At 42.2% G+C, this 13774-nt stretch carries 9 protein-coding genes; 5 read left to right on the forward strand and 4 right to left on the reverse strand.

Features of this window, described 5'->3' with window-relative positions:
• Positions 1-55 precede the first annotated feature (55 nt).
• The 5 genes from QL982_RS06970 to QL982_RS06990 all read left to right on the forward strand — a co-directional run bounded on the left by QL982_RS06970 (position 56) and on the right by QL982_RS06990 (position 10069).
• Positions 56-994, forward strand: a complete 939-nt coding sequence (locus tag QL982_RS06970; protein WP_290162734.1) for a CheR family methyltransferase — start codon at positions 56-58, stop codon at positions 992-994.
• A 30-nt stretch (positions 995-1024) separates the two neighbouring features.
• Positions 1025-7900, forward strand: a complete 6876-nt coding sequence (locus tag QL982_RS06975) for an Hpt domain-containing protein (RefSeq protein WP_290190241.1) — start codon at positions 1025-1027, stop codon at positions 7898-7900.
• On the forward strand, positions 7890-8885 hold the full coding sequence (locus QL982_RS06980; protein ID WP_290162737.1) for a chemotaxis protein CheB: 996 nt from the start codon (positions 7890-7892) through the stop codon (positions 8883-8885). The genes QL982_RS06975 and QL982_RS06980 overlap by 11 nt, the downstream gene beginning before the upstream one ends.
• A gap of 17 nt (positions 8886-8902) precedes the next feature.
• A complete protein-coding gene (locus QL982_RS06985) occupies positions 8903-9400 on the forward strand; it encodes a hypothetical protein (protein WP_290162739.1) in 498 nt (165 codons plus the stop codon).
• Positions 9401-9541: 141 nt separating this feature from the next.
• Positions 9542-10069, forward strand: a complete 528-nt coding sequence (locus tag QL982_RS06990; protein ID WP_290162741.1) for a cytochrome b — start codon at positions 9542-9544, stop codon at positions 10067-10069.
• Positions 10070-10219: 150 nt separating this feature from the next.
• On the opposite strand, the gene minE is transcribed toward QL982_RS06990, so the two are convergent.
• From minE to QL982_RS07010, 4 genes are all read right to left on the reverse strand, one after another.
• Positions 10220-10510 carry a cell division topological specificity factor MinE gene (gene minE / locus QL982_RS06995; protein ID WP_290162743.1) on the reverse strand — a complete coding sequence of 97 codons (291 nt, stop codon included), beginning with the start codon at positions 10508-10510 and terminating at the stop codon, positions 10220-10222.
• Between the two features lie 2 nt (positions 10511-10512).
• Positions 10513-11325: a septum site-determining protein MinD gene (gene minD, locus QL982_RS07000; RefSeq protein WP_290162746.1), complete on the reverse strand. Its 813-nt coding sequence runs from the start codon at positions 11323-11325 to the stop codon at positions 10513-10515.
• 306 nt (positions 11326-11631) lie between these two features.
• Positions 11632-12456 (reverse strand): septum site-determining protein MinC, encoded by an 825-nt coding sequence (gene minC, locus QL982_RS07005; RefSeq protein ID WP_290162747.1) that lies wholly within the window; start codon positions 12454-12456, stop codon positions 11632-11634.
• Positions 12457-12592: 136 nt separating this feature from the next.
• Positions 12593-13681, reverse strand: a complete 1089-nt coding sequence (locus QL982_RS07010) for a hypothetical protein (RefSeq protein WP_290162748.1) — start codon at positions 13679-13681, stop codon at positions 12593-12595.
• Positions 13682-13774: the final 93 nt, after the last annotated feature.

The following is a 13774-nucleotide window of genomic DNA, read 5'->3' on the forward strand; positions in this document are numbered from 1 at the left end:
AACAAAGTTGCTCTTGCAGTCGCGATGAGGCAAAACCATAAGTATAGTAGGTAATTTGGATGACGTTGATAAGCCAAATAAAAATCTGCTTAATACAGTCAAACTGATACTGGGTAGTGCTTTAATGAAAGTCGGTGATTTTGACCTGCAACAATGGCAGAAGTATATAGAGCAAGAAATAGGCTTTGTGCTTCCAGATATACAGTTGCAGTGGTTGACCAATGCAATTGATTCTACGGCGATGGCGAACGGATTAACGGTTCAGCAGTTATGGTGTCAGCTACCGAAAAATAGTCAGTTGCGCCAACAGCTATTAGATAAAGTACTTATTCATGAAAGTCGATTTTTTCGCCATAAGCCCTCTATAGATTTTGTGACAGAGTGTGCATTGCAGCATCGACGAGTAAGCAAGACTGACGCTCTGTTTCGTATTTGGAGCGTTGGTTGTGCAGGCGGACAGGAAGTTTGGTCATTGGCTATGAGTCTGGCAGCACAGCGGTTTTTGGACTATACAATATTAGGGACAGATGTCAGTGAAGACGCTATCAAAAACGCGCGACTCGGGCAATACGATAATAGACAATCTTCCTTAATTCCACAATCGTGCCAGAAATTTATCGAACCACTTCCAGCTAAAAACGCGACAAACAAATCAAGTATTAGTCAGTCGATTGTCGTGTCAGATGTGACACCTAGTATGAAGGCACACTGGCAAGTAGTTCCGACATTACAGCCACATGTTAGTTTTTCTGTACATAATATTTTTGAACCAAAACCACCCACTGCACATCTTCAACAGGTGATTATTTGTCAAAATATGCTGCTATATTTTAGAAAATTTGATCAGCGAGATATTTTGACACGACTATCAGAGCAGTGTGCATTAGGGGGATATATTATATTGGCTCCAGGTGAGGCGCTGTTTTGGCGTCCTTCAAATATGCGCCGCATTGCGCACCCACAGGTTAATGTGTGGCAAAAAATTAGTGCCTAAATTAGTGCATAGACGAGTTAGGATAACCCTATGAAGAACCAGCCCAATGACATAGTGACGCTTGAGTGGTTATTACCATTATTCAATCAGCAATTATCACAGGTATCTGCTGGTTGGCAATTAGGTGAATCCAGCATTGATCATGAGCAATTGACCGCACGTTATCATCAGATTAGCGGTGCACTGGTCATGATTAACCTTCCTTTACTAGCAGGTATTGCTGGTAAACTGAGTCAATTGGTGGGACTAGAAAATCTGGATGATTTTTCTATTAAAGAGCGCCGTATCGGTCAGTTTTCTCATCGGTTATTGCAGCGTGAAATCAACCAGTATGCGCGTATAGGAAGCTATCATACCGACCTAATCAATAGAGCGACTGATGAGCTGACCCAAGCATTATCAGAACGCGGTATAGCGGCAGACTTAACTACAAATGTTAGTGACGTTCAGCGTGAACACGCAAATAATAATGCTACTAATGAAAGTATTCTCAACAGTATTGAGGTAGCAATACCAGCAGATAATGCCACTGCCAGTTTAGCAAGTGAACAATATCAGCAGTTGCTACTAGTGTGGCGCCAACAAGTACAAGCGTTGCTGGTCACTAATACCAATCAGCCTACGTTACTCAGTACGCTGGAGAAAGTCAGCCGATATCTATGGCAGACGACCCAAGACAACGATTTGCAAAGACTTTGGTATTTGACCGAATTGTGGCTAAGTGATCTCTCCCATAATGAGACACCGCTTCCTGAGTATTACGCACCATTATTAAGTCAGCTTGATCAAGTTATAGAGTCTTGCACCCAATCAGATGAATTGTCTTCAGGCACTGTTGTAAGATTGATAACGTCCGTCTATATCGAATTAAGTTACCTAGCGTATAGTAGCAAGCATACTCAATCTATTTTGGATGAAGTATCAAAAAGCGTCACGACCGCCCCACGATTTTTACCACGATTATTGAATGAGCTTGAGACACTTATCTTTCAGTTAGATAAGCCAGCTACTTTGATCGCGCCTTTACAACATATGAAACGCCAGTTGCAAAGTCGAGGCTGGACCTATTATGTCTCTCAAATCGAATCAATTGTTGCAGATTTAGAGCAGTCTTTTGTATCAGAAACAGGGTTTGCGCAAGAGCAATGGCAGATTGAACGCAAACTGCAAGAATTATACAGCGCTATATATAGTACTGAGCAAACAATCTCACTCAAAATCGGGAACGCAACTTCTTTTGCTACTGTACCTGAAGCGATTGATGGCAACGATAGCAAATCGATAGGTAAGAGCGATGCTATATCTACAGATAATGGCTTACGTGAGTTACGAATTGCCGTAGAAGAGATAAAGCAAAATTTTAACGAGTATATACAACGTCAAGATGTTCGGTTGTTGCCAGCTACTGCTGATTTTACCAATATTGGTCAAGCTTTCGACGACATGGGATTACCAGAAATTCGTCAGACCATAGATGACATAGGTAGTGTATTTGCACAGTTAGACACTCATGGGATTGCGGTACCAAGCTGGGATTTGATTGAGGCACTGGCTGAGAGTTTGACGTCTGTCGAATTATTGCTAGATTATCTTGCGCAGCAAGTTTTTGATCAGCAGTTACTGACACTCGCCAATGAACATACCGCTAGAGCCATACAACTTTTTAATACTTATATCGAAGCACCAGAAATGCTTGCTGAGTCAGTACTTGCTCACAAAGCAGCAGTGACGGATGTCTTGCGTTACGATGATAGTGGTGAGATTGTGCCTGTTATCAATTCAGATGATGAAAGGGTAATAGATCAAGATGCGGACAATCTGTCCGTTAGTACAGAAAGCGATGCATTGAAGCAAGCTCGCGAGAAAACTAAGCCTGACAGATTTGAGACCGATGAAGAGATTCATGATATTTTTATCGAAGAAGTCACAGAAGTTACTGCTGATTTAGAAGATTTTCTGCCGATTTGGCAGCAAGACCCACAAGATTTGACACCATTGACTGAAGTACGTAGAGGTTTCCATACTCTAAAAGGGTCAGGTCGTATGGTGGGTGCTTTTAGTATCAGTGAGATGGCATGGTCAATCGAAAACCTCCTCAATCGTTTGCTAGATAACACGTTACCTGTAACAGATGACGTGGTCAACCTAGTGATTGAGACGACAAAAAATATACCAGCATTGTTATCAGATTTTGAAGCGCAGCGATTGCCAAGCTTTGATCCTGCCATTACTATTTTACAAAGTAGTAATTTGATGGAACAGCAGCCTCTTAATACTGGACTGAATATACCCGATCTTAAAATGGCTATATCAGAGGAAGCTGCACCAGATACTACTGCCGCCGCCTCAAAAAATGATTCAGAGCTAAAAGCGCCACTGTTGGCCTCCGATGATACTGAATCAATCATTAGTTCTGATAGTAGAGAAGAAAATATAAACGAATCTTTGTCTACATTGGAAATTCCAGAGGTTCTCGCACCCTTTATGAAGGAAACTGAGCAACTAGCCACTGATGCTAACGATGCAGATCCTGATATCAAAGAGATATTTATAGAAGAGGCCAATGAAGTATTGGTAGAAATCGTACCGTTATACGAAAATTGGCAGCTGGAACCGACCAACTTAGAACCGCTAAAAGATATTCGCCGTGGCTTTCATACCTTAAAAGGTTCAGGCCGTATGGTGGGGGCACATTATACTGCTGAATTAGCATGGTCTATAGAAAACATGCTTAACCGTGTTTTGGACAATAGTGTGACTACCTCCGCTGATATGCGTCAGTTGATTGCAGATGTATTAGCAGCTTATCCTCAAATGCTCACAGTATTCGAAAACAATACTCAAGACTATCCCGCTGTTGTGCCGTTGTGGGTTGCCTGTGCGAATGCGTATAGCAAACAACAAAGCAGTGAATTTAGCTATTCCGCTTTGTTCGCACAAAAAGCCGATAGTTCTGAAGTTGATCATGCTGATGCTGATAGTAGCACCGCAGCAATAGACACTACCTTGCAAACCTTCTATTCAGTTAATGAAAAAATGGCAGAGGCCCCAGTTAACTTGACGCCTCAAAGCGAGGAAGAAAAAGTATTCTGTAAGATATTTATTGATGAAGCAGAAGAGTTGCTTGGTCATATTGATCAGTTTGTGACAAGTAACAGAAATCAGACTTGTATCGAAGTCACAGATGAAATCGTCCGCGCATTCCATACTTTGCGAGGCGCGTCTGGTTCTAGTGCTTTAGCCGCTATCAGCGAAGTCAGTGCAACGATAGAGCACAGCTTAGAGTTATTACAGCAGCAAGATACTGGTATGAATGCTCAACATTTAGAAGCATTGGCTCAGTCAGCCAAGCTAATAGATGGTTACTTAAGTAATTATAAACATAATGACGTATCAGTAGAGGACGAGCGGTCGCAAAGCCAACAAGATATAGCATCATTGCAAGCGATGCTTGGTGAGCAGTATATTATTAATGACGCTACCGTGATGTCTGATAAGAAACCAACGATAGAAGAGTTATTAGATAGTAATATTGCAGCGTTGTTAGATGCTGAGTGGGAATTGGGTGAGGCGCTTAGTAACGCTGAGCATGGACCTGTCCAAAGCTATATAGAGCAGCAAATTTCACAAATAGCCAGTCTAGTGGATAATGCACAAGCGTTTCCGAAGTTCGTCACAATTCTTAATGAGCTGGGTAATGTATATCGTTATCTGAGCAATAATCTTGATGAAGCAAGAGACAAAGACGTTCAAGCGGTACTGCATGCTGGCCATGCGCAGTTAGTAGGACTGTTTGATGCTTTGGCTGGTAGCACGTCATTAAAAATAGACAAGCAAATACTTGATGAGCTACAGAGTATTTATCAAGAAAATCAAGAAAATCAAGAAAATCAAGAAAGTCAAGAAAGTCAAGAAAGTCATGATGATAATGAAGGTGATGATTTTATCGTTAGAGCCACCTCTGCACCTGAGCTACAACTTGAAACTATTGACACAGACGTTGAGTTATTAGAAATTTTCTTAGAAGAGGCTCAAGAGCTTGATGTTGCGCTAGACGAAAGTTTCAACAAATGGCGTGCTGATATTACGAATATCAATTCACTAAAAGTTTTGCAGCGTCATTTGCACACCATCAAAGGTGGTGCTCGAATGGCTGGCATCCGTAGTATCGGTGACTTGACCCACGAAGCTGAAAGTGTCTATGAGTCATTCGTAGAAGGCCGGAGAGTGCCAACGGCTCAGTGGCTTGAAATTATGCAGATGGTGCAGGACACCATGTCATTGCAAGTGATGCATATCGTCAATACCAAAAAATCCTTCTTTACCACAACGCTTATTGAGCAACTGCAGCAGCTTGAAAAAACAAAAACCTTACCGGAAATAGTCGAATTAGTCATACCAGTACCAAAAAATCATTTTGAACCTGAAGTGCAAAGCGCAGTGACTGAGGTTACTGATCATAATAAGGAAGCCTTAGATACCATAAGCCTAGATAGAATGATCAAACAGTCATGGGCCAATGGACTACCTGATCCTGATATATTAGCAGTGTTTTTGGAAGAGGCAGAAGAGCTTACCAATCGCAATAAATATCTACATTTATTTTTAAAAGACACCAATAATACAACAGCATTACAAGCGCTCCAACGCGATTTGCATACCATAAAAGGTGGTGCACGCATGGTCACGGCTGCTGGTATTGCTGATTTGGCTCATGAAATGGAAACGGTTTATACCGATTTTGTTAGCAATCGCCGTCCAGCCACCAAAAAAGTATTAGAGTTGCTAGTGGCCAGTCATGATTGGCTTGCCGATGCGGTCTTTATTCTGCAACAACAGGTGAATCCACCAACGCCTGCATTATTGATTGAGGCGCTAGAGCAGTTCAGCAAAAACCCTGATAGTCTAAAAACAATACCTAAAGAATCTCTGCAAGCACAGCGTGAAGCAATTTTAATTGCCAAAGAAAATCAGGACTCACAATATCTTGCAAAAGATATCAGTGAAATGCCATCTATGCATAGAGAAGCTAGTGAGGAAGATCAGAACGCTAATAGCAATGAGATGATTCGTATCTCAGGTGGCTTGATTGAGCATATGATTAACTTATCTGGTGAGTCAGCGATTAACCGCGCTCGTATTGATATGGGCATCAGTAGCTTAACAAACAGTATTGAAGAAATGGGTACGACGGTACAGCGATTGGCAGATCAGCTGCGCCGTATGGAAATTGAATTAGAAGCGCAGATTTTATCGCAGATAGATGATGAGCTAATCAACAATGAAGGTTTTGACCCTCTAGAAATGGATCAGTATTCTTCTTTGAATCAACTGTCCAAGTCGTTGACGGAGTCAGCCTCGGATTTGGTTGATATTAATCATACATTATTAGAAAAAACACGCGATAGTGAAAGCTTACTGCTACAGCTGTCTCGTACTCAGACTGAGTTGCAAGACGGGCTGATGAATTCGCGTATGGTGCCATTTACACGCTTGACACCACGTCTTGAGCGTATCGTGCGTCAAACCGCTAATGAGCTTAATAAATCCGTTGATCTGACCATTATCAATGCTGATGACGAGATGGATAGAACCATCCTAGAGCGCATCACTTCACCACTCGAGCATATGCTGCGCAACGCTGTCGATCATGGTATTGAGACCACCTCCGCGCGCCTAAAAGCAGGCAAAGAACGTAGCGGACATATTACGCTTGAAGTAAGTCGCGAAGGTAGCGAGATCGTCATACAATTAATAGATGACGGTCGTGGTATCGATGTTGAAGCAGTGCGTAGTAAAGCCATTTCTCAAGGTCTTATCGATGCAGATGACAACAGTCTGACTGATCTTGATATTATGCAATATATTTTCAACGCTGGATTGAGTACCAGTAAGCAAGTGACCCAGATCTCTGGGCGCGGTGTTGGTATGGATGTTGTTATTAGTGAAATCCGCCAATTGGGTGGTGCGGTATCGGTTGTTTCGGAGTTAGGGAAAGGGTCGCGCTTTACTATGCGTTTACCGTTGACTGTAGCCGTATCTGATGCGTTGGTTGTTCGTGCTGCAGATCGCTACTATGCCATACCATTGGTACAGATTGAGCGCGTGGTACGTGTTAATCCAGAAAAGCTCTATGATTATTATCAGTCCAATGACGCCACGCTAAACTTTGAAGATTCTGATTATCGAGTGCGCTATCTAAATGAGATTTTATCAGGCAACAAACTGAATGAGCTGGTAGTGAATACCAATACTAGCTTACCGCTTATCATTATTAAGAACCGTACTGGGCAGAATATTGCTTTGCAAGTGGATCAGATTGCCGGTTCGCGTATAGAAGTTGTTGTCAAACCGCTAGGCCAGCAATTGTCGAACATCCCAGGTGTTTCAGCTGCTACTATCATGGGTGATGGTTCGGTCATGCTCATTTTAGACCTGATTGCTTTGATGCGTAATGCACAGTTGGTCAAAAATATCTCGAAAGCTGCTGATGCTAAAAGAGGACGTATCGAATCTAAATCTACTATTTTAGTCGTCGATGATTCAGTGACAGTACGTAAAGTAACGTCGCGTTTCTTGGAGCGTCAAGGGTTCAATGTAGCAGTTGCGAAAGATGGTATCGATGCAATCGAGATATTACAAGATATGACACCAGACATGATATTGCTTGATATCGAAATGCCACGTATGGATGGTTTTGAGGTTGCGACCCAAGTCAGACATAGTAAGCGTTTGCAGCATATTCCAATTATCATGATAACGTCACGTACTGGAGAAAAACATCGCGAGCGTGCTCTAGAGATTGGTGTAAATGATTACATGGGTAAGCCATTCCAAGAAAAAGAACTGCTCAATAAAATGCAAAAATTACTAGGTGAAGGGGTCAGCCTGACTAATGAAGGATAATGCACGTGTTTTAGCACTGCGTAAAAAAAATAAAAACGATATCACAGTGCTGGTGGTGGCAGAAGATCATCGCCAGCGTATGGCTTTTTCGGATACGGTACATAGTTACGGATTTACGCTTATCGGCTGTGTGTCACGCGCACAATGGCAGGAAAGGCGAGATCTTGCTAATGTCGCTATCGATATTTGGCTTATAGACAGTGATTATGATGACAGTGTTGCCATGGCGACTGTGGCTTCCAAACCAGCGGCAGTACTGGTGGGTTTCAGTCAGGCACCTTATCTAAACGAACCACAGCAATATGCAAAATGGCAGCGCAAATTAAAGCGCAAGTTTGCAGAGTTGCTCGACTTACCAGTCTTGGCAGATGTCCCAGCTTATAAAGAGGATGATACTGCATGGCGTTACGTCGTGTTTTTGGGTGCGTCTATGGGTGGCCCTAGTGCTGTCAAAGAGTTTTTAGACAACGTACCAGCCACATTACCGATTTGTATTTTATTGGCGCATCACTTTAATCAGACCATGATAGGTACATTGCCTCGCATACTCAATCGTCATAATGACTGGCGCTGTAAAGTCATTGCTTCTTCACAGAGGTTACAAGCAGGCCAATGTCTGATAGTACCTATTGATAAGCAAATTGTCTGTGATTCGACAGGTCGTGTGATACTGTTAGATCAAGATTGGGTTGGTGAATACAAACCTGCTATCGGACAACTTCTCAAAAATACCAGTGATGTTCATGGTAGCGAGCTGATTAATATCATATTCTCAGGTATGGGTAATGATGGCTCTCAGTATCTGGATCTAATCCAAGACAATAACAGTCAGTTGTGGGCGCAAGATCCAAGTTTGAGTGCGTGTCCAAGTCAGCCTCAGGCTATTATTGATTCAGGATACTGCGGCTTTGTTGGCAGTCCGACAGATTTAGCAAAAAAACTGATTGATTATATTGGTGAAAAGGCAACCAGCCATTCACGCTAACTTGTTGTGAGCGATGTATGAAACAAATTTTGAAACACTCGTTTGAAGCCGTGAGTCTACTGACGACTAATAACGGTATGCTTGACGTCACTATTGTGCCAGCAGTTAACCAGCCTGATTGGATTATTCCGAGCAGCCTCATCTTGAGTGTGGATGAGTGTCAACAGTATATCTCTAGGTATGACTGGCAACAGCAAGGTTTGGCTGTGTTTCATTTACTACCACAAGATCAAGTACCAGAAAAGATAATTGTCTTGGAAGGTAATACGATTGATCACCGCTTTGCATTACAGACGGCTGGCGGGTTACGTCAGCTGCAAGCACGTATTTCTGAAGTAAAAGATGTGGTGACATCTGAGCATTCTAACGGCATCAATATCGAAAATACGGAAGCATATTTCGATAAAAATGATGTCTCATCTTATCGGTATCAAACAGTGATGATTGATGGCGAAACCTACTTGGTGCCTGATTTAGACAAAATTGCACATTACCTGATTGATCTGGACGGCTAGATTCTTATCACTATTTGCGGTATGCTCCACGCTATAGGTAGTAGCCTAGGGCGCGTTGATGAGTTTGATTGTTCAATGAGTTGCTATCTTGCTTGTGAAATTGATTAGAGATAACTCCTGATAGAGGTAATAGAGCCGCTCATGAATAGTATCAACTCAAACGTATCAAAGTGGTCAGTTAGTAGCCGTATTTTTCATTGGATTAGTGCAGTTTTACTATTAGTCACATGGATAATGATATTGTTACATGAGAATTTAGATAGCAATCTGTATATTGGGTTCCATAAAGCCTTTGGCGTAAGCTTGCTGTTTTGGATGATTGCACGAGTCATCAACCGTATTTTTACCAAAGCGCCACCATCATTGTCTATGCCAAAATGGCAGATGTTAGCATCTCAACTATCGCATTTCGCACTCTATGCCATATTAATTGCCATGCCGCTCGCTGGGTTATTGATGTCAGTGTATGGTGGTCGACCCGTCGATATTTTTGGTGTATTCCAGATTCCTGTGTTTGTCACCCCAGATAGAAGTTTGGCACGTTTTTATAATGACTTACATACTGATATTATTTGGCCAACGATTATTGGTTTTACAGTTTTACATATAGGTGCAGCGCTATATCATCAGTTTGTTAAAAAAGACAACCTAATTGCACGTATGAAATAACCTGCAATCGATCATACTGTTCAGTAAAGACATGCTGTTAAGTAAAGTATGACAATCGATAGGCGTAAAAAAGCCCTAAGTATCATACTTAGGGCTTTTTTTAAATGAATCGTAGAGAGCTATATGTTGAGATATCTGCTTTTTAGAGCGTTACTTTTTATGCTCAGGTAAGTTGATATTCATCTCTAACACATCCAAGCTGTCTTCAGAACGATGATTGATATTAACATCATCAATTTGCACACCGTTGACGTACTTATTAACCACTTCTAAAATTTCACGCTTCATTTTTTCAATACGGTCAACCGTTAAGCGATTGTTCAATCTATTTTCGCTCGCAACGATAACTTTTAGACGTTCCGTTGCTAGATTCGCGCTACCGGCATTATTGCTGTCGTCAGTACCAAACAGGCTACTCCAAAATCCTTTTTTCTTAGTCATCATTAACCTCCAAACCAGCGCTGTAATAAACTCTTTTTCTTGACGTCAATATGACGTAATGGACGTTCTTCGCCTAAAAAACGGGCGACAATGTCATCATAACATTGACCAGCAACAGAGTCGGTATAATGAATAACGGGCTCGCCGTGGTTAGACGCTTCAAGCACTGAGTGACTTTCAGGAACAACCCCAAGTAGTGGTACTTTTAGGATATCATTCGAAATCGTATCAATGTCCATCATCTCGTTGGCAGCAGCACGTTCGGGGTTATAACGAGTAATAATCAAATGCTCACGTACAGAGCCTTGGTTTTCTTCAACCTTTTTGGTCTGGCTTTGTAAAATACCAATAATACGGTCTGAGTCACGCACTGAAGAAATCTCAGGGTTGGTGACGATGATGGCTTCATCTGCATGATACATCGCTAGCTGCGCACCGCGCTCGATACCGGCAGGTGAGTCGCAAATGATATAATCAAACTGTTTAGAAAGCTCAGCCATTACCTCAGATACCCCTTCATCTGTCAGTGCGTCTTTATCGCGTGTCTGACTGGCTGGGAGGATATATAGGTTTTCGAGCTGTTTATCTTTGACAAGTGCTTGCGACAAGCGCGCATTTCCAGTGATGACATCAACGAAGTCATAAACAATTCGGTTTTCACAACCCATGATTAAGTCTAGATTACGTAGACCTACATCAAAATCGATAACAACCGTTTTATAGCCACGTAACGCCAAACCAGCGGCAAAAGAAGCGCTTGTCGTGGTTTTACCCACACCGCCTTTACCTGAAGTGATTACAACTATCTTCGCCACAATGGCACACTCCTATGAATCAATGGGATATCTTTTATATAAATAGCATGATTACACGTTATTTATTTAACATATATACACTATCTGCGAAGCTAGCCTAGCATAAATAAACAAAAATTTATAGCAGGTCGATACTAAAGCAGAAAAACAACTTATATATAGGTCAGTCAGCTTTTTTGCTCGGTATAACTAGAGCACGCCCTAGGGTCATAACGCTGTTTTCTGACTGAACCAATACGTCAGCTTAACCATCTTAGTTTTCTATAACGTCACCTTACCGTGTATTATTTTTAATAGACTAAAAACTTATGCTTCGTCCATCACTGTAAATACCAAACCTTCACCTTCCACAAATTTTACTTGTACAGATTTGTCGATGACATGTTCAGGTAAGTTGTCTCGTAAGCAATAGGTTCCTGCTACTGAAACCAAAGAAGGGTTGAAGACTTGGCAGAAGATACGAGCATCTTTATCACCAGTTGCTCCTGCGACCAAACGACCTTGGGCACGGCCATATACATGCAAGCTATTGTCAGTAATTGCCTCGGCACCGCTATTGATACTACTGGTCAAAATCAAGTCGCCGCCAACGTGATTGAGGCTTTGTCCTGAGCGTAGCATTTGGTCATAAATCAGACTGGTAATATGCTGAGTGCTGACCAATGTCTCTGGAGGAAGAGTTGATAAGGTCGTTTCAGTGGCAGGCTCGCTCGTGGTAGAAGCGCTATCTACGCTGTTCGCATTGACTGATTCGGCAGTCGTATTTTCTGTCGCTTGAACGGCAGGAGTAGGGGCTTTTTTACTGGGTAAGATACGTTCGATACGCTTACCATCTGCTGGGAATATCGCCAAGCGTTGCTCATGTGCTTGTGAGTCGAGTACACCTGTCACTACGCCGATAGGCTGTAACCCCCATGACCATAGTAGTTCTACTAATGCTGATAGATTTTGTTCAACATCGCTATCGATAAGGATAGGAATATTGCTTGATTTGTTGCTGAGCGTTTCAGCAAGCTGAGCTTCTATAGCTGCTAGATCACTTGTACTAAACTGTAAGCGTGAAAACGTCAGCATCTTGCCATAAAATGCTAGCGCTGGCGTAGTCTGGTTATCGTTAGCTGAAACTGTCATATATAAACCCTTAAAAATAATTCTGTCACGGTATTCGCGGTATCATGTCTGTCATTGCATCATATTATTGGCCATTTTTGGGCCACTAAATATATAAATATTCTAGGACATGGCCTAATTGATGGTACGGCCTAGATCATAGATTTAGCATGTCTTGGTGCTTCCATTGCTGCACTTTTACTTGTGCTTCAAACTCAGTCAAACTGTCCTCAATGATACTCGAAATCAAGACATCTAGCGCTGTGTTATTGGTGTCTATTTGCGCGATACCGCTGGCAATAGCCACCATCAATAAGTCAAGGCGCTCAGGGTCTAAGAGGCGCTTGTTTAAAGCATTCACGACGTTTTCACCGATATTGTGTCCGACGTGATGTAGCTGTGATTCAATCAAGCTACCAGCGATAGGTATCATGCGCAAATAGCGTCGTAACTCAGGTGTGTTGGCCAGTCCTTCTTCAATGGCATTGCCCATTTCGCTGGCCAATATACTGCCACCGCCTGATGACGCAGTCAGTTCCTGTAGCTTTGGTGCAAGCTCTGTTCGTAGTAAAGAGAGAACAGCGGCCTTGATCTCATTGCGATTGCGAGTAATGGCTGACTCAATGAATGATTTGTGTGCTTCGGGGTTGGTCAATTCTTGTCGAAAATTCTGTATCGCTGTCAAAATAACACGATCAGAGAGCTCTTCTAATAATAGGTCAATGTAGAATTTGATTCGGTTGATCCACGTCTGTGGCAGTACTTGGTAGCCAAGCTGATATAGCCGTCGTCCAATCACTACTGCTCGAAGCAGTCGCAAAGCACGTAGCTGCGGAAAACAGCCTAATACTTCATACCAATGAACAAAGGGAAAAAAGAACCAGCGATAGTAGGCTTTTTGTTTGATGGCAATCACCCAGCGCAACAACAACTCAACGACCAAAAAGATGGTAAAAAATCCGCCAGTGGTGCGTAAAGGATCATGCAGCGTTGTCTGATACCAATTAAGCGCTTCACTTAGCGTCAACCACTCTGCAGCACTGCTACTAAAACTGCTCATCAAAATAGCATCAATACTGATCAATAAAAGATCGATACTGATGACGATAATCATCACGATATCGTAAGTAAGTTTTAAGCGACTGGGCTTTGGATGGTGGTGGTGTGGTGGCTTATTATCGGGCAGACGAGGCGACTGTTCGGGCGCTGAGTCTAGAGGCAGGCTAGTAGTAGAAGATACGGGCACAGTCAAACCTTATAAATGATAAATGGCACAAAGAATAAGCAACTTAAATAGTATAGGGCTATCAAGTCACTAACCGTCAAAAGTCCTGAACGG

Origin of the sequence: Psychrobacter sp. 5A.1, from assembly GCF_030407455.1 — a bacterium.
Taxonomy (GTDB): Bacteria; Pseudomonadota; Gammaproteobacteria; order Pseudomonadales; family Moraxellaceae; genus Psychrobacter.